Annotated in this window: 19 protein-coding genes; 15 read left to right on the plus strand and 4 right to left on the minus strand. The window is 64.5% G+C overall.

All coding sequences use genetic code 11. From position 1 onward, the window contains the following. The first annotated feature begins 175 nt into the window (after positions 1-175). The 5 genes from AACP59_RS07440 to cydC are packed head-to-tail and all read left to right on the plus strand — an operon-like array spanning position 176 to position 7,750. Entirely contained in the window at positions 176-1,351 is a 1,176-nt protein-coding gene (locus AACP59_RS07440) for an NAD(P)/FAD-dependent oxidoreductase (RefSeq protein ID WP_339350561.1), read from the plus strand. Positions 1,352-1,399: 48 nt separating this feature from the next. After that, on the plus strand, positions 1,400-2,896 hold the full coding sequence (locus AACP59_RS07445; RefSeq protein ID WP_297317042.1) for a cytochrome ubiquinol oxidase subunit I: 1,497 nt from the start codon (positions 1,400-1,402) through the stop codon (positions 2,894-2,896). Continuing rightward, positions 2,893-3,945 carry a cytochrome d ubiquinol oxidase subunit II gene (gene cydB / locus AACP59_RS07450; RefSeq protein WP_339350563.1) on the plus strand — a complete coding sequence of 351 codons (1,053 nt, stop codon included), beginning with the start codon at positions 2,893-2,895 and terminating at the stop codon, positions 3,943-3,945. Before AACP59_RS07445 ends, cydB begins: the two co-directional genes overlap by 4 nt. 54 nt (positions 3,946-3,999) lie before the next feature. Beyond that, the gene (locus AACP59_RS07455) at positions 4,000-5,925 is read left to right on the plus strand and encodes an ABC transporter ATP-binding protein/permease (RefSeq protein WP_339350565.1); all 1,926 of its coding nucleotides are present in this window, start codon (positions 4,000-4,002) and stop codon (positions 5,923-5,925) included. Next, the gene (cydC, locus tag AACP59_RS07460) at positions 5,903-7,750 is read left to right on the plus strand and encodes a thiol reductant ABC exporter subunit CydC (protein WP_339350567.1); all 1,848 of its coding nucleotides are present in this window, start codon (positions 5,903-5,905) and stop codon (positions 7,748-7,750) included. Before AACP59_RS07455 ends, cydC begins: the two co-directional genes overlap by 23 nt. 831 nt (positions 7,751-8,581) lie before the next feature. Here cydC and AACP59_RS07465 read toward each other — a convergent pair. Beyond that, positions 8,582-9,541, minus strand: coding sequence for a polyprenyl synthetase family protein (locus tag AACP59_RS07465; RefSeq protein WP_339350569.1), 960 nt, complete (start codon positions 9,539-9,541; stop codon positions 8,582-8,584). Positions 9,542-9,739: 198 nt separating this feature from the next. On the opposite strand from AACP59_RS07465, the gene AACP59_RS07470 reads away from it, so the two are divergent. After that, the gene (locus AACP59_RS07470; RefSeq protein WP_339350571.1) at positions 9,740-11,221 is read left to right on the plus strand and encodes a metallophosphoesterase family protein; all 1,482 of its coding nucleotides are present in this window, start codon (positions 9,740-9,742) and stop codon (positions 11,219-11,221) included. A gap of 90 nt (positions 11,222-11,311) precedes the next feature. On the opposite strand, the gene AACP59_RS07475 is transcribed toward AACP59_RS07470, so the two are convergent. Continuing rightward, on the minus strand, positions 11,312-12,073 hold the full coding sequence (locus tag AACP59_RS07475) for an IclR family transcriptional regulator (protein WP_297317050.1): 762 nt from the start codon (positions 12,071-12,073) through the stop codon (positions 11,312-11,314). 215 nt (positions 12,074-12,288) lie between these two features. Between AACP59_RS07475 and leuC the strand changes: the two genes are divergently transcribed. From leuC to AACP59_RS07520, 9 genes are all read left to right on the plus strand, one after another. Beyond that, on the plus strand, positions 12,289-13,692 hold the full coding sequence (leuC, locus tag AACP59_RS07480; protein ID WP_297317048.1) for a 3-isopropylmalate dehydratase large subunit: 1,404 nt from the start codon (positions 12,289-12,291) through the stop codon (positions 13,690-13,692). 51 nt (positions 13,693-13,743) lie between these two features. Next, the gene (leuD, locus tag AACP59_RS07485; protein WP_339350572.1) at positions 13,744-14,430 is read left to right on the plus strand and encodes a 3-isopropylmalate dehydratase small subunit; all 687 of its coding nucleotides are present in this window, start codon (positions 13,744-13,746) and stop codon (positions 14,428-14,430) included. 165 nt (positions 14,431-14,595) lie between these two features. Further along, the gene (locus tag AACP59_RS07490; protein ID WP_297317317.1) at positions 14,596-15,588 is read left to right on the plus strand and encodes a CPBP family intramembrane glutamic endopeptidase; all 993 of its coding nucleotides are present in this window, start codon (positions 14,596-14,598) and stop codon (positions 15,586-15,588) included. 125 nt (positions 15,589-15,713) lie between these two features. Next, positions 15,714-18,344, plus strand: a complete 2,631-nt coding sequence (locus AACP59_RS07495; protein WP_339350574.1) for a CPBP family glutamic-type intramembrane protease — start codon at positions 15,714-15,716, stop codon at positions 18,342-18,344. 113 nt (positions 18,345-18,457) lie between these two features. Further along, entirely contained in the window at positions 18,458-19,534 is a 1,077-nt protein-coding gene (locus AACP59_RS07500; protein WP_297317319.1) for a CPBP family intramembrane glutamic endopeptidase, read from the plus strand. A gap of 127 nt (positions 19,535-19,661) precedes the next feature. Next, complete coding sequence (murA, locus tag AACP59_RS07505) at positions 19,662-20,993, plus strand: UDP-N-acetylglucosamine 1-carboxyvinyltransferase (RefSeq protein ID WP_297317320.1); 1,332 nt, start codon at positions 19,662-19,664, stop codon at positions 20,991-20,993. Positions 20,994-21,078: 85 nt separating this feature from the next. Further along, positions 21,079-21,972 carry a lysophospholipid acyltransferase family protein gene (locus AACP59_RS07510; protein WP_297317323.1) on the plus strand — a complete coding sequence of 298 codons (894 nt, stop codon included), beginning with the start codon at positions 21,079-21,081 and terminating at the stop codon, positions 21,970-21,972. Between the two features lie 117 nt (positions 21,973-22,089). Next, the gene (locus AACP59_RS07515) at positions 22,090-23,088 is read left to right on the plus strand and encodes an NAD(P)H-dependent glycerol-3-phosphate dehydrogenase (RefSeq protein ID WP_339350576.1); all 999 of its coding nucleotides are present in this window, start codon (positions 22,090-22,092) and stop codon (positions 23,086-23,088) included. A 264-nt stretch (positions 23,089-23,352) separates the two neighbouring features. Then, a complete protein-coding gene (locus AACP59_RS07520; protein WP_339350598.1) occupies positions 23,353-24,501 on the plus strand; it encodes a D-alanine--D-alanine ligase family protein in 1,149 nt (382 codons plus the stop codon). 47 nt (positions 24,502-24,548) lie between these two features. Here AACP59_RS07520 and AACP59_RS07525 read toward each other — a convergent pair whose 3' ends face one another. Together AACP59_RS07525 and AACP59_RS07530 are read right to left on the minus strand one after the other, a co-directional pair. Beyond that, on the minus strand, positions 24,549-25,394 hold the full coding sequence (locus AACP59_RS07525) for a mechanosensitive ion channel family protein (RefSeq protein WP_370465996.1): 846 nt from the start codon (positions 25,392-25,394) through the stop codon (positions 24,549-24,551). Positions 25,395-25,492: 98 nt separating this feature from the next. Beyond that, the gene (locus AACP59_RS07530; protein ID WP_339350579.1) at positions 25,493-25,945 is read right to left on the minus strand and encodes a GNAT family N-acetyltransferase; all 453 of its coding nucleotides are present in this window, start codon (positions 25,943-25,945) and stop codon (positions 25,493-25,495) included. Between the last annotated feature and the right edge of the window lie 218 nt (positions 25,946-26,163).

Consider the following 26,163-nt stretch of genomic DNA (forward strand, 5'->3'; position numbering starts at 1 on the left):
GTCATAAAGGTCACATAATTGGCTTTTTGTTTGGCCTGCAAGTCCAGCCTTTCGGGGCACCCGCACCGATACCATGGAGGTACCGGGTTGGCGGGGAGTCAGTAGGATGGAGATTTTCCCGGTTGTCCCAGAAACCAGCTGTATTGGACCGACTGCACAAAGGTTGTGGAAGATTATGAAAACTATCGCCGTGTTGGGCGCAGGATATGCCGGCATGCGCGCCGCAAAGAAGCTGGCGCATGCAAATCTCGATGCCCGCATCATCCTGGTCAATCGGAACCCCTATCACTATGAGGCGACCCAGCTCCATCAGGTTGCCGCCGGCACCAAGGAACCGGCCGATGTGACCTTCGATATCCGTAAAGCCGTCTCCCCCAGAATCGAGGTGCTCATCGACACGGTGACCGGCATCGATCAGGACAAGCGGCAGGTCGGCCTGGGGAAGCATGAGCCCCTCCGGTACGACTACCTGATCAACGCCCTGGGCTTCGAATCCGAGACCTTCGGCATCAAGGGGGCCGAGGAGAACGGCTGGCCCCTGGTCGACATCGACACGGCCCTGGCCGCCAGGCGCCGCCTGGAGAACACGCTGGCCAATTACAGGAACAGCCACGACCCCAACGACCTCCATGTGGTGGTCTGCGGTGCCGGCTTCACCAGCATCGAGTACCTGGGGGAGCTGGTCTACAGGATGCCCAAGCTGGTCGCCAAGTACGACCTGCCGGCCGACCAGGTCAAGATCATCTGCGTCGAGGCCTCGCCCAAGATCCTCCCCATGTTCTCGCAGAACCTGGTCGACTGGGCGGTCAACTACCTGAAGAAGAAGGGCGTCGAGTTCCATACCTCGACGGCCATCACCGAGGTCAGGCCCGGAGCCGTGGTCAGCAACGACCAGGAGTTCAGGGCCAACACGATCATCTGGACCACAGGGGTGCGTGGTAGCCACATCATTGCCGATTCCGGCTATAATCAGAAGCGTAACCGTGTTGTGGTGGAGGATGACCTCTCGCTCACGGACCATCCCGAGGAATTCCTCATCGGCGATGTCAGCGCAGTCCCTGATCCTGAATCGGGCAGGCTCTTCCCCACCACGGCACAGATTTCGATTGCACAGGCTGATACGGCTGCCGCCAATGTCATCGCTAGGGTGCAGGGGCGTCAGACGCAACGGTTCAGGTTCAAGAGCATCGGCACCGTCTGCTCCCTGGGCCCCCAGGTCGGCGTGGCCGAGATCGACATGATGGGCAAGTGGAAGTTGAAGGGGGCGGTGGTCGGTATCGTCAAGAAGATCGTCAACGACCGTTCCGTTCTGGAACTCGCCAACGTCAAGACCATGTTGGAGAGCAACTGATTCGGCCTGTTCATCTGAACAAGAGAAAGTATTCGGAAGGCGAGGAAGATGCTTAACGTTCTGGGGTTGTCGCGATTCCAATTCGCGATGACGACCGTATTCCACTTCTTCTACGTGCCCCTTTCCATTGGCCTTGCCCTGTGTGTGGCCATCATGGAAACCCTGTACGTGGTCAAAAAGAAGGAAATCTACAAGAAGATGACCAAGTTCTGGGGGAAGATCTTCCTTCTGAGCTTTGCTGTCGGTGTGGTGACCGGCATCATCCAGGAGTTCCAGTTCGGCATGAACTGGTCCAACTATTCCAGGTTCATGGGCGACATCTTCGGCGCCCCCCTGGCCATCGAGGCCCTTCTGGCCTTCTTCATGGAGTCGACCTTCATCGGTGTCTGGGTCTTCACCTGGAACCGCTTCAAGCCGGCCGTCCATGCGGTCTTCATCTGGCTGACCTTCCTGGGTTCCTCGGTGTCGGCCATCTGGATCCTGGCCGCCAACAGCTTCATGCAGCACCCCACCGGCTTCGAGATCAACAAGGCCACGGGCCGGGTCCGCATGACCAGCTTCTGGGATGTTCTGGGCAACCCGCAGCTCTGGCGCGAGTTCCCGCACGTCTTCTTCGGAGCGGTGCTGACCGGTGGCATGGTCCTGGTCGGCATGAGCGCCTGGGGTCTCCTGCGCGCCCACAAGCAGGAGCAGGCCGGTAAGGCGGAAGCCGCTCCCGCCGTTGAGGGGGGCGGGTCCGAGCAGGTCAGTCAGCGTGTCTTCTACACCCGTTCGATCAGGCTCAGCGCCATCATCGCCCTGATCGGTTCGATCCTGGTCATCATTGCAGGCGATCTTCAGACCTCCTTCATCATCGACGACCAGCCCATGAAGTTCGCTGCCACTGAGGGCATCTACGAGGACACCAAGGATCCCGCCCCCTGGGCGGTGGTCTCCCTGATCAACGAAAAGGACAAGACCTCCAAGGGCATCGAGATTCCCGAGATGCTCTCCCTCCTGTCTTACCACAGCACCTCCGGCTCGGTGAAGGGCATGAATTCCGTCAACGAGCAGCTCCACCAGCAGTATGACGGCAAGTTTGGCAAGGACATGAACTACTACGTGCCGGTCACGACGCTCTTCTGGAGCTTCAGGTTCATGGCCGCGGTGGGCTTCGGCGTCCTGCTCCTGTCCATCCTGGTGCTCTGGTTCACCAGAAAGTCCAAGGACACCCTATGGTCCAGCAACTGGAAGCTGTGGATCCTGGGCATCTGCACCTATCTGCCCTTCGTGGGCAACACGGGTGGATGGCTGATCACGGAGCTGGGACGTTACCCCTGGCTGGTCTACGGTTTGCAGACCATCGCCGACGGGGTCTCGCCCACGGCCACGGTCCCCAACCTCCTGTTCACCAACATCGTTTACTTCCTGCTCTTCCTCTTCCTGGGAGGGGTCATGATCTTCTACTCGCGCAGGGTGCTCCACCAGGGCCCTGACTACCAGGGTGAAGGCCTCAGCCTACCTGTGCAGGCCAGCAGGAACGAGAGGAGAGTGGCATTAGCATGAGTATCCTACAAGGTTTATGGTTCTTCGTCATTGGCCTGTTGTTCGCCGGATTCCTCCTGCTTGAGGGATTCGACTTCGGTGTGGGCATGGCAACCCGGCTGGTCGCCCGCGACGGTGACGAGCGCGCCACCTTCATGAGGGCCATCGGCCCCCACTGGGACGGCAACGAGGTCTGGCTGATCACCGCCGGAGGCGCCATGTTCGCAGCCTTCCCGCTCTGGTATGCCTCCCTCTTCTCCGGGTACTACATTCTCCTCTTCCTGGTCCTGGTCGGCCTGATCCTGCGTGGCGTCTCCTTCGAGTTCGCCAACCACGCCCTGACCTCGCGTGAGCGTGGGGTCTGGCAGTGGGCCAACTTCATCGGCTCCGTCTTCGCGCCCTTCTTCCTGGGCATGATGCTGACCAGCCTGATCCAGGGCATCCCCTTGGACAAGAACGGTGACGCCTGGCCCGGGTTCTTCGGTGTGGTCAACTGGCTCTCCGTCGTGGGTGGCGTGGCCGTCGTCTTCTTCAGCTTCGTCCACGGTCTGCACTTCCTCAGCCTGAAGCTGGGCCCCATGGATTCGCGCCGGATGCTCAACATCAGCGAGAAGGTCTACTGGATCGCCTACCCGGCCCTGGTCGTCTTCGTCCTTCTGGCCATCTTCAGGACCGACTTCTACACGGCACGGCCCATCTCCACCTGGCTGATCACCGTGATCATTCTGGCGGCGACCATCTGTGGCCACGTGGCTGTGACCAGGAAGCGTGGCGGGTTCGCCTTCACGGCCTCCGGCATCACCCTGATGGCCATCATCGCCTTCATCTTCAACGGGCTCTTCCCGCGGGTGATGATCGGGACGGATCCGGCCACGAGCATCATGATCCAGGACGCCTCGGCATCCCCCTACACCTTGAAGATCATGACCGTGGTCCTCTGCATCTTCCTGCCCATCATGCTGGCCTACTTCATCTGGAGCTACTTCATACAGCGCAAGCGCCTGGCCACCGATGGCGCCCATCTGTCCGTGGCCGGTCCTGCCGCGGTCAGCGCGACCGTGGTCCGGTAGGGGGCATCGGCACAGTTCACGGAACCGGCTTCGATTCAGGGTTGAGGTGTCTCAGTGATTGACAAGAGTCTCTTCCGGTTCGCCGGAATCAGACGGATCATGGGCCTCCTGGCCACGCTTTCCCTGGTGCAGGGACTCAGCGTGGTCGGTCAGGCCTATGGCCTCACCCTGGCACTGGTGCAGATCTGGCACCTGCATGGCCTCCACACCCTGGTCAGGCCGGTTCTGATCTTCTTCACGGCCTTCGCCATCCGCCAGCTGTGCGACGTGGCCAAGCAGCGGGTGGCCACGGACTACGCCGACTATGTCGTCGGCGAGCTCAGGCCGCAGATCCAGCGCAAGGTCTTCCGTCTGGGGCCCGCGGCCCTGGCGCAGCGGGGGACGGGCTCGGCCGTGACCATGCTGATCGACGGGCTGGATGAGGTCAGGACCTACGTTTTCACGGTCCTCCCCAAGATGATGGACATGGTCTTTATCCCCCTGATGATTCTGGTGGTGGTCTGGATCCAGGACACGGTCAGCGGCATCGTCCTCCTTCTCATGCTCCCCCTCCTCTTCTTCTTCATGGCCATCCTGGGCATGGCCGCCCGTGACAGGTCCAACAAGCAATACGCCCAGTTCCGCAAGCTGAACACCCGGTTCATGGATACGGTCCTGGGCCTGCCCACCCTGAAGATGCTGGGGATCAGCGAGGAGTACGAGGACGAGATCTACTCGGTCTCCGACAGGTTCCGCAAGCGGACCATGAGCGTGATCCGCGTGGCCATGACCTCCACCTTCGCCCTGGACTTCTTCGCCACCCTGGCCATCGCCATCATGGCCGTCTTCCTGGGCAACAACCTGATCGACGGAACGGTGGCCCTCTTCCCGGCCCTGCTGGCCCTGATCCTGGCCCCCGAGTATTTCATGCCCATCCGGCAGTTCGGCGACGACTACCATGCCACCCTGAACGGGAAGAACGCCCTGAACGACATCGTGACCATGCTGGACACCCCCGAGCCCGACCACCTGGACGACCTGGACTGGCAGGGGTGGGACAGCGACAGCCACCTGACCGTCGAGGGCATGGACTTCGCCTACCCGGGGCCCAAGCCCGAGGAGGGGCAGGCATCCGGCGGCTCGCAGATGGACGCCATCGCCAAGTCCAGCGGCAAGAAGAAGCGAAAGGGCCGCAAGAAGTCCGCAATCGACGCCACACCCGTTCCCGCGCCGGGCCGGGACCTGGATTCGACCCGGACCTGTGGGGACGGGGCCGAGGAGGGCGCCCGTCAGCCCGATGCCCTTCACCATGTCTCCTTCAGCCTGAGCGGGCTGACCAAGGTGGCCGTGGTCGGGAGGTCCGGGGCCGGAAAGTCCACCCTGATGAACCTCCTGGCAGGCTTCAACATTCCCCAGGCAGGCAGGATCGACCTGGACGGACGGCTCCTGGAGCACTTCAACGCCCGCGCCTGGCAGGGCCACATCAGCTACATCCCGCAGAACCCCTACATCTTCAGCGGCACCGTGGCCGACAACATCCGCTTCTATGATCCGGATGCCGACCAGGCCGCCGTGGCCCGGGCGGCCGACCAGGCGGGTCTGACCGACTGGGTGGAGACCCTTGCCGAGGGTCTGGAGACCAGGATCGGCGAGGGGAACCGCGGCATCAGCGGCGGCCAGGCCCAGCGCATCGCCCTGGCCCGGGTCCTCCTGGACAGGACCCGTGAGATCCTCCTCTTCGACGAGCCCACGGCCCACCTGGACATCGAGACCGAGTACGAGCTGAAGAAGACCCTCCTGCCCATCATGGAGGGGCACCTGGTCATCTTCGCCACCCACCGCCTGCACTGGCTGGCCGACGTGGACCAGGTCATCATGCTGGACGGTGGCCGGGTCGTGGCCCAGGGCAGGCCGGAGGAACTGATGGGGGAGGGCGGTCCGCTGGATGCCCTGATCGAGGAGATGGGGGGTAACCAGATTGCCGACTACCAGCAGGACTGAGGGCGGCCAGGCGGCCTCCACCAGGGCCGGGCGCCGCACCAACTATCTGAACATCTGGCACAGGGACCACTGGTTCTGGCCCTACCTGCGCCAGAACAGGGGCCGGCTCGCCCTGATCTTCCTCCTGGGCACCATCACCTTCGTCTGCGCCGCGGGGCTCATGTTCACCTCCGGCTTCCTGATCAGCCGGTCGGCCCGGCACCCCTACAACATCTTCGCGGTCTATGTGCCCGTGGTCCTGACCAGGGCCTTCGGCATCGGTCGCCCGACCTTCAAGTACCTGGAGCGGATCAAGAGCCACGACTGGGTGCTCCGGGTGGTCTCCAAGCTGCGGGTCCAGCTCTACCGGACCCTCTCCAAGGACGCCGCCTTCCTCAACGAGCACGAGCGGACCGGCACCGTTCTGAGCATGCTCTCCGACGACCTGGACCACCTGGAGAACTTCTACCTGCGCACCATCTTCCCCACCGTCGTGGCCTACCTGATGTGGCTGGTGGTCACCATCGCGGTCGGGGTCTTCTCCTGGATCACCTCCCTCCTCCTCTTCCTCCTCTTCGCCCTGATCCTGATCCTGGTCCCACTGGTTTCCCTGGCCTACTCGGACAGCCGGTATGCCGAGGAGAAGTCCATGCAGCAGGACCAGTACACCAGGGTCGCTGAGAACTACATGGGGCTGGGCGACTGGGTCATCACGCACCGCCAGGACCGGTTCGTCGACACGGCAGCCGATGACTTCCGGGGAATCGCCCGTGAGCGGCACGATCAGAAGCGCTTCGAGCGGTGGAGGAACCTCTGCATCCAGATGATCTTCGCCCTCATGGTGGTGGCCCTGATCATCGGTGGCGACATCCTCATGACCGGCTCGACCTCGGTGGCCGACTTCGCCGCAGCCGTGGTCCTCTCGGTCTTTCCCCTGGTCGACTGCTTCATCGTGGTCTCCCAGGCCGTGGCCGAGGTTCCCCTCTACACGGATTCCCTGAACCACCTGAACGATCTGACCAACCGGGTCGAATCCCGCCAGCGGCCCCGGACGGACCAGACCAGGCTGGACGGCCCGGTCCGCACCATCGACTTCGACCATGTCAGCTTCTCCTACGGGCCGGATGACCCCCTTCTCCTGGACGACTTCTCCCTCCACATCGAGGCCGGGCAGAAGGTGGCCCTTCTCGGGCCCAGCGGTGAGGGCAAGACCACGGTCCTCCAGCTCCTCCTGGGCGACCTCCGGCCCTCCAAGGGCAGGATCCTGGTCAACGGTACCCCGGTGGACGCCCTCCAGGACCAACGCCCCGAACTCTTCGGCTACCTGAACCAGCAGGCCTTCCTCTTCAACACGACCATCGCCTCCAACGTCCGTCTGGGCGCCCCCGAGGCCACTGACGACCAGGTCCGGCAGGCTCTGAAGGCGGTGCAGCTGGACCAGTACGTGGAGTCCCTGCCCGAGGGGATCGACACCCCGGTCGACGAGGCCGGCAACCGGCTCTCCGGTGGGCAGCGGCAGCGCCTGGCCCTGGCCAGGATCGTGCTCAAGCGCACCCCGATCGTCCTCCTGGACGAGCCCACCATCGGGCTGGACCCCATCACCGAGCGGCGGCTGATGGAGATGATCTTCCGGGTGAGCCAGGGCCGCACCCTCTTCTGGGTCACCCACCACCTCCAGGGTCTGGAGGACGCCGACCAGGTCATCTTCATGGAGGACGGGCACATCGCCATGCAGGGTTCCCCGGTCGAGCTCTACCGGACCAACCCCCGATTCAGTGAGTTATATCGCATGGACGTTGGTGACTTGGACAAGGGTGGCTCGCGAGCGATATACCCGGAGAAATAGTCAGATTCGGATGCAACGGACTCCTGGAGAAAGAACATCAGGGTGTTCTCCGAGTTAAGGCAACGGTCAGGAATACGGATCTCCGCCGGCTTCGGCCTTGAAACTGGTTGTTCGCCCACCCATCGGTACCGGTCGACCTGCCCGGCGGAAACCCGCCTCGGAATCGGGGGTGGGCCGCCGCCAGGCGGATCTTGAATCAGGGTTCGGATCTGCCTGGATGCGCACCGCTCATCCCATCCGATGGATTCTCCGGAAAGGGAGGACCATGTTCACCGTTCCGGGCTTATCCAGATTCCAGTTCGCCATGACGACGATATTTCATTTATCCCATGCCCCTAGTCCATCGGTCTGGCCCTGGCGGTCGCCATCATGGAGACCATCTATGCGGTGACCGGGAAAGAGGTCCGCACGACCATGACCGAGTTTCGGCAGGGGGCATCTGTGTCATCGCCCATGGCGACCTGCAGGGCGAGTTCATCGTTACCGACCAGCCAATGAAGCTGGCGGCCACCGAGGCCATCCACGAGGACACCGGCGATCCGGCCCCCCCCCCCCCGGCAGGCCGCGGCCCTGATCAATGAGAAGGACAACAAGGTCGAGTGGTCGGTCGGGATTCCGGGTGCCATGCCACAGTTGGCCCAAGGAAAGAAGACCGGTGCCGTCGAGGGCGTGAACACGGTCAACGAGGAGCTGCACGAGAAGTACGATGCCAAGTACGGCAAGGACATGAACCACTACGTGCCCGTCACCACCCTCTTCCGGGTATTCGGGCTCATGGTGGCCCCAGGGTTCGCCTTCGCCCCTGGAGCCATTTACGATGAACCCGGCGGCTCAGACCTGGCTGGTCAGAGCCTGGACCAGCTCGTCCAGCAGGGTGCGGACGTCCCTGTTCACCGGGGAATCTTCCATGGCCTGGGCGGCCCTGCCCAGGTAGTCTCGGGCCGTCTGCCTGCTCTCCTCCGCCAGTTCCGGGTGGCCCTGCAGATAATCGAGCACATCCTTGGGGCTGTCCGATTCGATGACGGCCCTGAAGTCCTTGTCCCGCTTGAGCCCCAGGAGGACGGGGAGGGTGTAGATGCCGTCACGGATGTCTTCCAGCTTGGGCTTGCCGGTGTCCTTGTCCAGGTCGAAGTCGTTGATATCGTCAATGATCTGGAAGGCCATGCCCAGGTTCCCGCCGAAGGTCCGGGCGGTCTCCTCCATAGCCTGGCCTGGCCGGAGGCAGGCCAGGCGGATGCCGGTCAGGCAGGCCAGGCGGAAGAGGGCCGCGGTCTTGCCGGAGATGGTCTTGTCGTAGTAGTCCACGGTGATGTCGGTGTGGTGGCGTCCGGACTCCTGGTAGAGCTCGCCGCCCACGATTTCGCAGACGGTTCCGGCCTGCTCGCGGATGAAGTCGGTGTTCGGGGCGATCTCCGCCATGATCTCCATGTACCGGGAGAGGATCAGGTCGCCCAGATAGATGGCCGCCTTGTTGCCCCGAATGGTATGGACCGTAGGCTGTTTGCGCCGGATGGGGGCATCGTCCAGCACATCGTCATGGACCAGGGTGGCCAGGTGGAGCATTTCGATGGCGGCGGCCCCGGTGATGACCCGTTCGTCCACGGGTTCCCGGGTGGGCCTGCAGGCCCTGGCGAAGAGGATGACCATGGCGGCCCGGATCATCTTGCCATGGTTGTCCAGCAGCCTTCGGTAGTCGTCCCGATAGGGCTCGACGTGCGTCTGCTCCTCATGAAGACGGGCCACAACCCGCTTCATGTCCTCACGCAATAGGAGCTCTTGCCCTTCTGCCATGGAGAACCGCTCCCTCATACTCATCGATGAATGCACCGTGCTCAATATATCAAGCCATTCCGTCATAACCAGCATGATTTGCAGGCCGAATCTACCTGATGGCCCCGAATGTGGGGAAAATAACATCCTTGTGGCCGAAGCGGGAGGTATGCCTCCTGTGGCTATGGGCTCACGAACAAGTGAAGTAGTCTGGATGGTATGAGTCAGCACAACCACTCCGCCCGGGTCTCCCGTGTGGAATCCGGGGAGGACGATGGCCGTCCCCTGTCGGTATCCGCCCGGCTGGGGCGTCTGCAGTTCCACCACTCCGGCAAGTTCAGGCTCCTGCAACTGGCCGATGTTCAGGAGGGGCCCAAGGTCTCCCAGGATACGGTCAGGCTGATCGCCGCCGCCTGCGATGCCGCCCGGCCCGACCTGGTCATCTTCACCGGCAACCAGGTGGCCGGGTATGACACGGCCTACGAACGGACCTTCCGGAAGCGGCGCTGGAGCACCCCGCTGGATGGGGTCTACTCGGCCGGTCTGAGCATGGGGGGAGCGCTCGGTCTGGGCGGCGCCTCCCTGGGCAGGCCCAACGGTGCGGGCACGGGTGCCGGGTCAGCCGCCCCGTACGGCGCGGCATCCCGGGGTGCCGGGGCGAACGGTGACGACAGGGATGCCGAACAGGTCCGCCATCGGGAGCTCAAGCACACTGAAGACCTGGTCCGCAGGACCGCCGAACTGATCACCGGCCCCCTGGTGGAGCGGGGGATTCCCTTTGCCGTGACCTACGGAAATCATGATTTTCAGTGCGGGCTGGATACCGACCAGATGGATGCCATCTACCGTGAGTTCCCCGGCTGTCTGAATCCGGAAGCCACCGCGGCCCGGCCCGACCGCCCCTACGCCCTGCGCGGTTCCGTCCTTCCTGATCAGGAGGCCTTCGTCTGCCAGCCGGGCACCTTCGCCCTGCCCGTGGCCGACATGGAGGGGAAGGGCAGCGTCATGGGGCTGGTTCTGCTTGATTCCGGCGACTACGCCCAGTCCGGCGGGTACGGGTCTCCCTCCCGTCAGGCCCTGGAATTCCTGGGATCCGTCCCCCGTCTGGTGGGCAACCGGTCCATGGTCTTCCAGCATATGCCCCTGCCCCAGTTCTATGATCTGCTCAAGCCGGTCTCATCCACTACGGCCTACGCCGTCCAGGGGTATCGGCGTTTCGACTCCCAGTGCTACATCCTTGATGAGTCGCGCACCTATGCCGGTTCCTACCTGGGGGAGGGGGTGTCCTGCCCCGATGAGGACAGCGGCGAGTTCGACATCCTGACCAGGGACCGCGGCTTCTTCGCCCTCTTCGCCGGCCACGACCACCGCAACGGGTTCGTGGGGCAGACCGGGGGGATTGTTCTGGGGGCCACGCCGACCTGCGGATTCGGGGCCTACGGCCCGGTGCCGCGCAAGCGGGCGGCCAGGCTCTTCGAGTTCGACATTCGCCACCCCCATCATCCGCGCACCCAGCTCCTGGAGTTCGGTGACCTGGTGGGCAGGCCCAGCTCCCATAAGGTCTATACCTTTGCCATGAGCCATGTGCCCACATCCACCGGAGACGCGGTCAACCTCCTGCGCAGGCCCGGCTTCCTGGCCGGTGGGCTGACGGCCCTGGCGGGACTGGTGGCCTCCTGGGGGTCATCAAGGCACAAGTAACGGTGCCCGGGCCGGTGGGTCGGTAGGCCAATGAGCCGGCGGATGGGCGGGTCGGCCGCTGATGGGTCCGGGAGCCTCGCCTTGATGCCGTCAGGCCCGGTGGCCGGGACCGGAGGATGCCCGTTGCAGGGCCTCGGTCAGGTACTTGCCGGCGGCCATGACCAGCGGCGCATAGTGGCGCCCCGGGGTGGTGGACATCCGGTTGACGGGTCCAGAGATGGAGATGGCGGCCATGACCTGCCCGGACCCGTTGCGGATCGGGGCGGAGATGGAGCAGACGCCCTCCTCGCGCTCGTTGATGGACTCGGCCCAGCCTCGCTTGCGGACGGCTGCCAGCTTGGCCGCATTGAACTTGGCGTGGCGCAGGCCCTGGTGGAGGCGCTCGGAGTCCTCCCAGGCCAGAAGGATCTGTGCGGCGGATCCCGCCTCCATGGAGAGGAGGGCGCCGACCGGGATGGAGTCGCGCAGGCCCGAGGCCCGTTCCACGGCGGCGATGCAGACGCGCATGTCGCCCTGGCGACGGAAGATCTGGGCCGATTCACCGGAGCGGTCGAGCAGGGTCCGCAGGATGGGCCCGGCGGCCGTCAGGAGACGGTCCTCACCGGCGGCGGCTGCCAGCTCGGCGAAGCGGGAACCCAGGATGAACCGGCCGTGGGCGTCACGCAGCACGAAACGGTGGCGTTCCAAGGCGATGGCCAGGCGGTGGGCCGTGGGGCGTGCCAGGCCGGTGGTGTTGACCAGCTGGCCCAGGGTCATGGGCCCTGATTCCAGGGTGTCAAGAATCTTGACTGTCTTGTCCAGAACGCCGACGCCCGAATGGATCTCACCATCATGGGACTCCTGCGAACCCATGGTCTGATGATTGAGATCGGGTGTCGTTTCCTGGGGCCAATCCTGTACCCCTCTTACGTTCTTGGCTGGTTCGGTCATGGTTGCATTATGGCATCTCAGTATGTGAAATGCAAAAGTTCATAAGGGCAGCGGAGTTTCATACTCGGGGTAGATGCCGGATGGGGACCTGTTCAGGGCTTGGATCCGGCTTATGGGCATTGGTCCGAGGAGGCGTTATGGGACAGACACTGGCGGAAAAGGTCTGGGCCGATCATTTGGTCAGCAAGGGACAGGGGAGTGAACCCGACCTGATCTACATCGACCTGCAGCTCATGCACGAGGTGACCAGCCCCCAGGCCTTCGAGGGGCTGCGTCTGGCCGGCCGTGGAATCCGTCACGTCGACCAGGTCATCGCCACCGAGGACCACAACACCCCCACCGTCGACATCGACCGGCCCATCGCCGACAAGATCTCGGCCCTCCAGATTTCGACCCTGGAGAAGAACTGCAAGGAGTTCGGGGTCCGCCTCCACCCCTTGGGCGACGCGGACCAGGGCATCGTCCACGCCTTCGCTCCCATGCTGGGCCTGACCCAGCCTGGCATGACCATCGTCTGCGGGGATTCCCACACCTCCACCCACGGTGCCTTCGGGGCGCTCGCCTTCGGTATCGGCACCTCCGAGGTGGAGCATGTCCTGGCCACCCAGACCTTGAGCCTCAAGCCCTTCAAGACCATGGCCGTCAATGTGGAGGGGAAGCTCCCCGAGGGGGTCAGCGCCAAGGACATCATCCTGGCCATCATCGCCAAGATCGGCACGGGCGGCGGCCAGGGGCACGTACTGGAATACCGGGGCCGGGCCATCCGCGACCTCTCCATGGACGCCCGTATGACCATCTGCAACATGTCCATCGAGGCCGGGGCCAGGGCCGGCATGATCGCCCCCGATCAGACCACCTTCGACTATCTCAGGGGACGCCCCCATGCACCCGAGGGTGAGATGTGGGAGAAGGCCATGGAGTATTGGAAGACCCTGAAGACCGATGACGATGCGGTCTTCGACAAGGAGGTCAATCTGAACGCGGCCGATCTCTCGCCCTACGTGACCTGGGGGACCAACCCAGGTCAGGGTCTGCCCATCAACTCCCAGGTGCCCGTGCCCGAGGACATATCGGACGCGGCCAAGCGCCAGGCCACCCAGGAGGCCATCGACTACATGGGCCTCAGGCCCGGCATGTCCATCAAGGACATCGCCGTCGACACGGTCTTCATCGGGTCATGCACCAACGGGCGCATCGAGGACCTGCGGGCTGCGGCCTCCATCATGAAGGGGAACCACAAGGCCAAGAACCTCCACCGGGTGCTGGTGGTGCCGGCCTCATCCAGGGTGCGGCTCCAGGCCGAGGCCGAGGGGCTCGACAAGATCTTCAAGGACTTCGGGGCCGAGTGGCGCAACGCCGGCTGCTCCATGTGCCTGGGCATGAACCCCGACCAGCTCACCCCGGGCGAGCGGTCCATATCGACCTCCAACAGGAACTTCCAGGGGCGCCAGGGCAAGGGAGGGCGCACCCACCTGGCCTCACCCCAGGTGGCAGCGGCAACGGCCATCAAGGGCACCATCTCAAGTCCGGCCGACCTCTAGGCCCAGGGCTCCGGCAGTCAGGTATTTCGAGGCAGGAAATTCGAGGTAATCATGGAAAAACTCACCGTCATCACGGGGGTCGGGGTGCCCCTTCGTCGCTCCAATGTGGACACGGACCAGATCATCCCGGCCGTCTTCCTGAAGCGCGTCAAGAAGACCGGTTTCGAGGATGCCCTCTTCTACGCCTGGCGTAGGGATCCGAACTTCCTCCTCAACCGGCCCGAGTACGCCAAGGGGCAGATCCTGGTGACCGGGCCCGACTTCGGCATCGGGTCGTCTCGCGAACACGCGGTCTGGGCCCTGCGCGACTACGGGTTCAGGGTGGTCATCGCCCCCCGCTTCGCCGACATCTTCTACGGGAACACCGCCAAGAACGGTGTCCTGGCCGCCATCATGTCCCAGGAGTCGGTCGAACTGCTCTGGAAGCTCCTGGAGCAGGAGCCCGGCATGGAGATGACCGTCGACCTGGATTCACGGACGGTCATCTGCGCCGACGTGGTCCTGCCCTTCCAGGTGGACGACTACGTGCGCTGGCGCCTGATGAACGGGTACGACGACATCGACCTGACCCTGCACCACGAGGATGACATCGTGGCCTACGAGAAGATGCGGGCCGAGCGCTTCCCCTTCAAGCCCACCACCCTGCCTGCCAAGCACCTGCCCGAGCAGCCCATCGCATCCGCCAGGGAGCAGGACGTCGACTGGGACGGTCCCCTGGCCAAGAAGGGCATCATCTGATTCCGGACCCTCCTGCCCCCCCCCCCCCCGACGCGGTAGCCCAGGGCGCCGGCGCCACCATGCGCTGACGAGTGAAGGTCGTATGGTCACCCCTGTCCGTGGTGTGATTTCCAGTGTCGTGCTGCGGTTTTTGGCCTTGTTGACCCCTAGTATGGACGTAGAGGCGTGTTCCATCGCAACAGGGGAGGTGCCATGCGGCACGGTGCCATCGGCAACAGCAGGGATCAGGTCTGGTACAGGGTCAACGGCCTCAGCGCCTTCGCCCTGATATACGTGTCGATCGAGACCCTGATCGACCTGATCGGCGCCAAGGTGGTGCTGCCCGGAATCTTCCCCGACATGACCGCTGCCCGGCTGGATGCGCGGTACGGCGACGGGCTCCTCCTCTTCTCCGTTGTGGTGGCGCTGATCGTAGCCCTGATCAGCCAAAGGAAGGTCATATTCGGGTCTGCCCAGGCAGACGAGGGCAGGGTCCAATGGCTGACCGTGCGGCGAATAAACCTCCTGGTACTGGTCATCAGCCTCACTCTTCTCTTCGCGGCCCAGCTGGTGGCCACGGCGGCCCAGTCGGGCTTGGGCGCCCTCATATCGTCCACGAATCTGCACTCGCCCGGCCAGGCCGGTGACACCTCGGATCCCTCGACCTCGGCGATCATGCTCTTCTACGCCTTCCTCTTCGGGCCCCTGGCCGAGGAGGTGGTTTTCCGTGGGGTGATCATGAACGGACTGCGCCCCTATGGCAAAATCTTCGCCATCGTCACCTCGGCCCTCCTCTTCGGCTTCATGCACGGCAGTCTGGTCCAGGGGCTCTTCGGCTTCCTGACGGGGCTGGTCCTTGGATACGTGGCCATGGAGTACGGCCTGGTCTGGTCCCTGGTGCTTCACATCTTCAACAACGGGGTCTATTCCGGCCTCCTGCCCCGGGTCATGCAGTCGGTCCCTGAAGGGGTCCGAATCGGTGTCGGGGTGGCCATCCTGGTGGTGCTTCTGGCCGGAGTCATCGGCATGGTGGCCAAGGTCCGCCCGCTGGTTGGTTACTGCCGCAGGAACAGGGCCCCCAAGGGAATCTACGCATCCTGGCTTGCCCCCTGGTGCCTGATATTCCTGATCCTCTGCCTGGGCATGGCCGTGGGTGAGCTGATCCCCGGCTGGCTCTGACGGGGCAGCCTACCGGGTTTCGGCCCTGTCCGTCTTCCTCGTGTCATTCTCCCCGTGTGTCATCTGTGCCGACGCCGGGTTAGTCTTGGAACAGTGGGTTGACTGTTGGGGAGGAATGCCGGCCAATGAGACATGCGTATGAGCAGGGTTCGAGCAGCCATACAGAGGCTCAGCGGACCGCAGGCGCAGACCGGAAGGGGCGGGGTCCCTCCCGGAGTTCATGGACCGAACGTGAATTCGCAGAGAAGAACCACGCCAAGCACTGGGAACAAGGTGACGATGCCGATCTGGAATTGGAACGGCAGGGTCGTTCCGTAGCCTGGATTCCCGATGACAGGTTTCCTGATGACAGGGTCTCCGAGGGCGGGGACCGTACTGGGGACGTTGCGGAGAATCGCGGCTCCCGGGCGACGGGCCTCCCATCCGTCGGCAGGACTGCCGGGAGGGTGCGGTCGGTTTCCTGGTCGGGAAGGGACGGGAGGCATGATGGTGGGTCGACGAAGGCGAAACCGGTAAGGGGCAAGGCGGCGAAGACCAGAGCCGTCAAAGCCGCATCAGTCAAGGCCAAGCCCGCCAAGGCCACACCGGCGAAAAAGAAGTCCCCGAAGGCGCAATCAGCAGCGCTCCCCGTCGAGAGGAAAGGCACACCCACGAAAAATACATCAGCCAAGGGCAAGGATGCGAAGAGGAAATCCGCGAAGGGCAAGGCTGGCAAGAAGAATTCCACCAAGGGCAAGTCCGTGAAGGGAAAAAACGCGAACGAAAAGGCCCTGAAGACGGAAGCAGAACAGGCGCAACGGTCGGGGTGGAAGACGGCTCCCGCAACGGGCCGGCCTTTCGATTCCGGAAGGACCGGGGCCGATCCCTTCAAGGGTGATGTCGGTTCCTTGGACTCCGGAATTCCCCTTCCGCTTCGATCCAATCCCGAGGAGATCCTTCCCCTGGCCGATGATCCGGTCGGCACCGGTGATTCCTCACCGATCCTTCCCCCGGCCGATGATCCTATGGATGTGGGGGATACGGGCTCGGAATCAAACCTCGGCCTTCCCCTTCCCGATGAGCCTGCGGGTTCGGGAACCGCTGTCCCAGGATCGGCTCCGCTGGATTCGTGGCGTCCGGACCATGTCGAATCCGAACCGGCATCCAACCAGGCATCCGCACCGGAACCCGCTGTTGAACCCAGGCGGACCTTCGGACCCGAGTCGGCATCCGGATCAGTGCCGGCCTTCGAGTCCGGGCCCCCGCCTGTATCCCGGCATGAATACAAGCCCTTGGATGGCTCCGATCTCCAGGGCCCGTCAGAATCCGCAACCAAGGCCACGGTTCAGTCCGTGGCCCAGTCCGCAGCCGCATTCCAGCCAACAACCAAGCCATCAACCACGGTAGGACCCCAAACCAAGACCGGGGCGAAGGACGATGAGGCCGGGGCCAGGGCTGGCATCGAGTCCGGGAATGTCGCTGGCGAGCCGGAAAAGGCCAGTGACGAATCGAAGAAGGGTGGCGGCAAACCGAAGTCGGGGAGGAGGCCCCACCGGTCAAAGCCGAAGAGGTCCCGGTTCGCCTTCGGTGCTCGCGGAGCGGCCGCCAGGGCAGGTCATGGCAATGGCGGGTTCTCCGGTGAAGCGGACATAACCAGTCCCCGGAAGGTGGTCGGCGAGTCTGGCACGGCTGCCGAGCCCGACAAGGTTGATGGGTCCGACAGGATTGTTCAGCCCGGCTGGATGGGTGAGCCTGATAAGACCACCGAGTCCGGCAAACCTGCCGTTTCGGATGTGGCAGGCAAGTCCACCGATGCCGGGGGGACGCACGGGGCCAGACCCAGGGTGACCGTCAACGAGGCCGTCAACGCTGTTGTCGGTCAGAGCGCCTTCGCCTTCGTGTACCTGGCCATCACCATCATGGTGGTCATCCTGGGCGACAGCGTGGTGGTGACATACCTGCGCGGCAAGATAAGCGACCAGGCACAGAGCTTCCTCCTGGGTGGAGGGCTCTACCTGCTCTCCTGCCTGGTGGTCCTCGTCTACGTCTTCTTCAGCGAGCGTCGGACCCTGACCGGTCATGAGCTCCACGGCGACGACCAGGTACGTTGGATTACCGGGCGCGGGATCCGGCTCTGGCCCCTCATCCTCGCCCTGGCCCTCCTGCTGGTCGGCCAGGCCCTGGCCGATGGCCTGAATCTGTGCTTGCAGGCCTTGGTGCCCATGTTCCATATCTCTCCCGCCATCCTCATGAGCCCCCTGACGAGCCTGTCCGGGTCGTCGCCCATGCAGGCGTACGCCCTCCTGGTTCTGCCCCTGACCGAAGAGATCATTTTCAGGGGCGTCATCATGAACGGGCTGAGGCGGTTCGGTCGGGTCTTTGCCATCGTCACCTCGGCCTTCCTCTGCGCCTTCATGCAGGGCCAGCCGACACAGATGATCTGGGCCTTCCTGCTCGGTCTGGTGCTGGGTGCCCTGGCCATGGAATACGGGCTGGTCTGGTCCATTGGCGCCCACATCCTGGCAAGCGTCGGGTATTCGGGTTTGGTGGTGCCCTGGCTCTCCAGGGCTCCCGTACAGGTTCGGGGTGTGGTGGCCCTGGTGGCCGGTCTGGTCGTCCTGGCCGGATTGGTCATCCTGATCAGGAAGTTCTCCTCGCTCCTGGCCTACGCCCGCCGGTACCGGGCCCCCAAGGGGATCTATGCCTCCTGGCGGCAGTCCTGGTTCGTCCTCTACTGCCTGTGCAGTCTGGCCGTGGCGGTCCTCCAGTACTTGTAGGGGTGCTGCACCGGGTTTGGGCCGCAAGGAGGGTCGTTCGCGGTAGGATTGAGACATTTGGTCGGGAAACACGGGGGTGGAACGCCCCTCGGTGGCCCGGAAGGGTGTGTGGCATGCAGCAGGCAGGGATGAATGCAGGGACCGGGGCCGCCGGGAGCCCGAATCAGGGGCAGGCTGCCGTTCCCGTGGCAGGTCGCCGTGGCGTGTCGGGCTGGGCCGACCCCGGCTGGTTGCACTCGGCGCGCCATGTGCTCGGCAATCAGGCCGGCTTCCTCATCCTCTACCTGGTGGTCATCCAGGTCGGGGGGTTTCTTGCCGGACTCGTGGCCCAGTGGGAGTGGAATCTGCTGACGGACCCCGTCCCCCCGCACAGGGACATGGAGTATATCTACCAGCAGACCGACGTCAGGTATGCCGGAATGGTCAACATGATGGCGGGCCTGTGCGGTCTGGCCTTCCTGGTGCTGGTGCGCCGCCGCCAGATCACCGACGGGGGGCCGGACGGGATCTTCCACCGTTCGGTGAACCGGATGACCTGGCCGGTATTCCTGGGTTGCTTCCTCCTGCTTTTCGCGGCCCAGACCATCGCCTCGATCTACGGGATCGGCCTGGACTGGACCACCAAGACCATGGGTCTGACCTCCATCAGCACCACCAGCGAAGCCATTGAGGCGGCCAGCGGCTCCATCCCCATGTTCCTCTACACCTGCTTCGTGGCGCCCGTGGTCGAGGAGGTCGTCTTCAGGGGGGCGATCCTGAACTCACTCAAGCCCTATGGCAGGGTCTTCGCCATCGTCACCACGGCCACCATGTTCGGCTTCTTCCATGGCGACCTGACCCAGGGGCTGTTCGCCTTCGCCGTCGGCCTCCTCCTGGGGTACCTGTCATGCGAGTACTCCATTTTCTGGTCCATCCTCCTGCACATCGGCAACAACCTGGTCATCAGCCAGATCGGGGATGCGTTGGTCTCCCACATGAGCCAGAACCTGGCCAACTATGTCGGCCTGCTTGAGCTGATCGTCGGTGGACTCTCCATGGTCGTGGTCATCTACCTGGGCAGGCATCGGATTCGGGCCTTCATCACGGCCAACCGCACCTATTCGAATGCCTACGCCGCCTGGGCCAACCCCTTCTTCGTCATCCTGCTGGTGCTGGAGGGGCTGAGCATGGTCTGGTTGCTCGTGGCCTGAGCCTGTTCTACGCCTTGGGGCGACAATTCACGTTGCCCCCACACCCCGTATGGCAAACTGACAATGTACGTGGTCTGACCAGGTGGAGGTGCCCCCGGTCCGGAGCCGATAGGATAAGGAAGCCGAAATGTCCAAGGTGAATTCCGAGAATGATCTACTGCACGTGGTCGGCGGCAGGCCGCTCCATGGCAGCATCCAGGTGCGTGGGGCCAAGAACTTCGTCAGCAAGGCCATGGTCGCCGCCCTCCTGGCCCCCGGTGTCTCCGTCCTGAAGAACGTGCCCGAGATACGCGACGTCCAGGTGGTCTCCGACCTGCTGCGTCTGCACGGGGTCGGGGTCGACGTCAAGCCCTGCGAGGGCATCGTCACCATCGACGCCAAGCATGTGGAGCTGGCGGACGTGGCCGATGTGGACACCCTGTCGGGCTCCTCCCGCATTCCGATCCTCTTCTCCGGGCCCCTCCTGCACAGGCTGGGGGAGGCCTTCATCCCGGCCCTGGGCGGATGCCGCATCGGCAGCAGGCCAATCGACTTCCACCTGGAGACCCTGCGCAGGCTGGGGGCCAAGGTCGACAAGGAGCACGAGGCGGGCATCCACATCACGGCCCCCGACGGCCTGCACGGGGCCAAGATCCATCTGCCCTACCCCTCGGTCGGCGCCACCGAGCAGACCCTTCTGGCGGCCGTCCTGGCCAAGGGGAAGACCGAGCTCTCCGGGGCCGCCACGGAGCCGGAGATCATGGACCTGGTCGCAGTCCTGCAGAAGATGGGTGCCCAGATCTCGGTGGACGTGGACCGGACCATCCGCATCGAGGGGGTCGAGTCCCTGAAGGGCTACACCCACACCTCCCTGCCCGACAGGATCGAGGCCGCCTCCTGGGCCTCGGCGGCCCTGGCCACCCACGGCGACATCATGGTCAGGGGCGCCCAGCAGCCCGACATGATGACCTACCTGAACGTCTTCCGCAAGATCGGCGGAGAGTTCGACGTGCGTGACGACGGCATCCGCTTCTGGCACCCGGGCGGCGACCTGAAGCCCGTGGCCATCGAGACCGACGTCCACCCCGGGTTCATGACCGACTGGCAGCAGCCCCTGGTGGTGGCCCTGACCCAGGCCAAGGGCCTCTCGATCGTCCATGAGACCGTCTACGAGAACCGGTTCGGCTTCACCCGGCCCCTGATCCAGATGGGCGCCACCATCCAGCTTTACCGGGAGTGCCTGGGGTCCCTGCCCTGCCGTTTCCAGCAGCAGAACTTCGAGCATTCGGCCGTCATCTTCGGGCCCACCCCCCTGACCGGCCAGGACATCGACGTGCCGGATCTGCGCGGCGGTTTCAGCCACCTGATTGCAGCCCTGGCGGCATCCGGCCCTTCCACGGTCCGCGGCATCTCCCTGATCGACCGCGGCTATGAGGACTTCCGCGACAAGCTGACCGCCCTGGACGCCCAGATCGACTAACCCCCCCCCCCCTGCTCGTAATGGAATCATGGTTATTCCCGGCCCCGCCGGCGTGGTTCCGCTGCCCAGGGGGCACAATGATGACATGGCTTCCAAAGGCAAACCGTCACCGCGTTCAGCGGTCAAGCCCCTGTCGGACCGGCAGGTGGCCCTCCTGGGCGAACGGCACCATCTGGTGGACCCGACCCGGTACTATCCCACCGGTCACCGGGCTCCTGACCTTGATGAGATAGACGGGCAGCATCCCACCGGCACCACCCGTCTCCTGCGCGGGGTCTCCGACGTGATGCGCGGATCCTGCAAGCTCTATGCCTGGGGTCTGGAACAGGTGCCCGAGAAGGGGCCCTTCATCACGGCGGCCACCCATGTGACCCAATTCGATGTTTTTGTCCCCATGATGTCCCTCTTCCACCTGGGCCGCCGCCCCCGGTACATGGCCAAGGCGGAGATGGCCCACTGGCCCCTGATCGGCAACTGGTTCAGAATGGCGGGCATGCAGCCGGTGGAACGCAGGTCCGGCAAGGCCCGCCCCATCGAGGAGGAGTCGATCAGGATCATCACCTCGGGCAGGCCACTGACCATCTGGCCTGAGGGGACCGTGACCCGTGACCCCCTGAAGTGGCCCATGTCGCTCAAGCCCGGTGTCGCCTTCATCGCCCTGGAGTCCTCGCGGCAGCTGGGCAGGATGGTTCCGCTCTATCCAAGCATCACCTGGGGGGCGGCCTCGATCAACCACAAGTGGCCCTGGCCCCGGAAGAACGTGGTCATGTGTTACGACCGGCTCTTCGACTACTCCGACCTCCTGGAGGGCATGGACCAGTGGGGTCCGGAGCCCCCCGGGGAGGCCATGCACACCCTCTGCGTCCGTCTGCGCGATCGGATGGAGGAGGTCATGGCCGAGATCCGCGGCGAGGAGCCCCCGGCCGAGGGGTACTTCGATTACGTGACCATGACCCGTCGGCCCAGAAGCGAGCAATAGGGCCGAAACCCACCTTCAATTCCGCCTCCCCGGCCCAGGTGTCATAGGATGGTGGAGACAAGAGATGAGGCATCTGGTCGGCGTTCCTGTGCGCACGGCATTATGCAAAGGAGAATGATGGCGAAGATCACGGTATTGGGAGCGGGTGCCTGGGGTACCGCCTTCGCCCAGGTACTGGCCGACGCAGGCAACCAGGTGGTCATGTGGGACATCGACCCGGATGTGGTGGACGAAATCACCCTGAAGCACTCGAATGCACGCCGCCTGCCGACCGTGCAGAGGCTGCCCGACGCCGTCAGAGCCGAGGGCGACCGTGCCCGGGCCGTGGCCGGTGCCGATATGGTCGTGGTCTCCATAGCCGCCCAGCACGCCCGTGAGGCCCTGGAGGGGTTCAAGGGACTCCTGGGGCCCGATGCCATCGTCATCTCCCTGATGAAGGGGATCGAACGGGGGAGCGACCGGCGGATGGACCAGGTGGTCTGCCAGACCCTGGACCTGGACCCGGCCCGGTTCGCCGCCGTTTCGGGGCCCAACCTGAGCAAGGAGGTGGCCGCCCGCGAACCGGGCGCCACGGTGGTGGCCAGCGCCGATGCCGACACCGCCATGAGGGTGGCCCGGGCCTGCACCACCGACTACTTCAAGGCCTTTGTGTCGGATGACGTGATCGGTCTGGAGATGTGCGGATCCCTGAAGAACGTCACCGCCCTGGCCGTGGGAATGTCGCGGGGGGCGGGATTCGGGGAGAACTCGGCCGCCATGATCCAGGCCAGGGGACTGGCCGAACTGACCGCCCTGGGAACCGCCTGCGGGGCCAAGGCCAAGACCTTCGCCGGCCTGGCCGGAGTGGGCGACCTGGTGGCCACCTGCGGGTCGCCCCTGAGCAGGAACTACACCTTCGGCTTCAACCTGGGCCAGGGCAAGAGCATCGAGGAGGCCACCCGGGTCAGCAAGGGCGTCGCCGAGGGCGTACCCACCACCGATGCCGTCGTGGCCCTGGGCAGGCGCTACCAGGTGGCCACGCCGCTGGCCACGGCCATGAGTCACGTGCTGGACCAGGGCCTGAGCTGCCGGGGCATGATCGAAGAGCTGTTCGGCGGGGAGATCACTCCGGAGTAGGTTCCTTCTCCCTGGTGCATCAGGGCATCCACGTAGGCGCGGGGCCGCTGGGCCACAAAGCCGCGGAGTCACGAGACCACGAGATCATGGTCCGGTTCGTGCCAAGCTTGTGGATGAGCTGCACCGGTGGCCCACTGGGGCCCTCTCAGGGGATATCCTGCTGTGTGAATGATGTATCCGCCCGGGATGCCTGCGTCGGGTTCCTTCCAGCCGCACCGGAACCGGGTAGTGGTACATGCCCAGCATGAGGAAAGCCGAGGAATGATGGCCAGGAAACGTGTAGTGGTGCTGTATGGGGGCCGTGCCGACGAGCATTCCATATCGTGTGTATCGGCGGCCGGTGTGCTCAATGCCATCGACACCGACCGGTACGAACCCATCCCGGTCGGCATCACCAAGGACGGCCGGTGGACCGTGGGCGGCGAGGACCCCAGGCAGTGGAGTCTGCATGGCTCCGGACTGCCCACCGTGGAGGTGGGCGAGGGAAGCCGGCCGGTCATCCTCGACATGGCCCGTGGCAGGGACGGCCTCATGATCGGCGACCATGCCGACCTGGTCCCGGGCGCCGACCTCTCCAAGCCCTCGGGAGCCCTGGAGCCCCTGGGCCATGTCGACGTGGTCTTCCCGGTCCTTCACGGCCCCTACGGGGAGGACGGCACCGTCCAGGGCCTCCTGGAGATGATGGGGCTGCCCTACGTGGGGTGCGGGGTCCTGGCCTCGGCCGTCTGCATGGACAAGCACTACACGAAGATCCTCCTCAGCCAGGCCGGCATCCCCGTGGCCCCCGGCATCACCATCGACTCCCGTGCCCACCGCTCCGGCGCCGACCTCCTGACGGCCGTGGAGGAGGCGGGGCTCCACTACCCCCTCTTCGTCAAGCCCTCCCGTGCCGGTTCCAGCTTCGGGGTGGTCAAGGTCGATCAGGCCGGTGCCGATGCCCTGGCCGCCGCGGTCGAGGAGGCCTCCAGGCACGACTGGCGGGTCCTGATCGAGGAGGGTGTCGAGGGGCGCGAAATCGAGTGCGCCGTGCTCGCCCCCGACGGGGAGGCAGAACCCCGCACCGCCTGGCCCGGCGAGGTGGTGCTGGACAGGGCCGACCAGGATGACGCCTTCTACGACTTCGACAGCAAGTACATGGACTCCACCGCCTCCCACGTGGAGGTGCCCGCCGACCTGCCCGCCGAAACCCTGCAACAGGTCCGCGACCTGGCCTCCAAGGCCTTCAGGACCGTGGACGGGACCGGCCTGAGCCGTGTCGATTCCTTCGTGACCCCCGACGGCAGGGTTGTGGTCAACGAGATCAACACCCTGCCCGGTTTCACCCCCATCTCCATGTATGCCAAGGCCTGGGAGGCCACCGGCATCACCTACACCGACCTGATCACCGACCTGATCGAGGGCGTCTCGGCCTGACCGGTCGCCTCAGGGCGTCGGCTGTGTGAATGGTGGCCGCGTAGGGGTCATTCACTCCCTGGTGTCAGGGTGTCCGCATCGTCCGGTTCGCTAAGCGTCTCGGCCTCCTGGACCAGGTAGTCCTGGCCGGCCAGGGCGCGGGTGGCGGCATCCTGCATGTCGGAGGCCATGACGCCCTGCCGGGCGAACATGACCACCTGGCCTTTGATTCCATAGGGGGTGAATCCCTGGAACTGGACGATGGGCGGGTTGGCGGGCATGGCCATGCCCTGGGTGGCCTTGGATACGGTTTGGGCGATGGAACGGGAGGCCCGGGTCATGTCGGCGTCGCCGCGCAGGGTGAGGGGGACCGTGGTGGCCGCCTCGCCCGCCTCGGGGATCTTCTCCAGGGCCGTGGTGTTGAGGATGGAGTTGGGGATCAGCATCTGGCCGCCGGCCCGGTCCACGATGATGGTGTGGCGCCAGGTCACGTCGCGGACCGTGCCCGTGGTGCCCTGGATGGTGATGATGTCGCCGGGCTGGATGACCTTGCTGACCATGAGCCCGAAGCCCCCGACGATGTTGGCGATCGTGTCCTTGAGCCCGAAGGAGAGGGCCAGTCCGCTGACGCCCAGGGCGGCGACCACGGTCGAGGGGTTGATGCCGAAGACCGGTTGGAGGACCGTGGCCGCGGCGAAGATCCAGATCAGGGCCCGGACGATGTTGATGAAGATGGATGCGCTGGGAAGGTTGGTCCGCTCCAGGGCGCGCCGCATGGCCGCAGCCACGATCCTGGAGACCAGGGTGGCACAGGCCGCCACGATGACCAGAAGGACGATCTTGCCGAGGTTCTGGCGGAACCAGTCGACGACGGCATCGCCGAAGCCGGAGATGGCCTGCTCGGACCGCCCCATGGGGTTCCTGTCCGGTTCGGTGGGCCCCGCCAGGGAAAGGGTGCCGAGGGCCTTGCCGGCCATGGGCGGAAGTCCACCCGCAATAAGGGTCATCAGGTTCATCGCGCCCCGTCCTTCTCCGTGCTCCCGGCGGCATCCGTCAGGGACTTGTCCATCCACATGTGCGGGCATCCCTCGTCCAGATCGTGGATGCCCGTGTCCTTGTACCCGAGGGATCTATAGAAGTCTGCCACACGTTCCTGGGCGTGAAGTGTGAGTCGGTCGGCCCCGTGGCTCCGGGCGGTATCCTCAGCCTTGCCCACCAGACCGGCCCCCAGATGCCGGCCGCGGTAGGGTTTCAGGACGGCCAGGCGCCCCAGGGTCCAGGTGTTCCCCCGGTCGGGGAAGATACGGCAGACTCCGGCGGGGTCATCGTCTTCATAGGCCACGATATGGAGACTGACATCGTCGGTGCGATCGAATTCGTGATGGAAGCCCTGCTCATCCATGAAGACCGCCCTGCGGATGGACCTGGCGTCTTCGGGAATGCGCTCGCTCACCTCATACCGCATGCTTCCTCCTTGTCGGGGCCCTTGATCATCTCCAATCTACCAAGGTGGCCTGCCAGCGGAAACCGAACCGTCCCTGTCCAACAGGTTGAGTGGTGGGGGTGGGTGTGGGGTGGAGGCGGCCCGCCGTGGGGTGTGTTGGTGGCGGGTCGTCTCCTGGGCCGGGATGGGGAGATCCCTTTGGTGTGGCCCCTTACTCGTGTGAAGTGTTGGTGGTGTGT

The organism is Bifidobacterium indicum (assembly GCF_036987015.1).
In the GTDB taxonomy this organism is placed as follows: domain Bacteria; phylum Actinomycetota; class Actinomycetes; order Actinomycetales; family Bifidobacteriaceae; genus Bombiscardovia; species Bombiscardovia indica.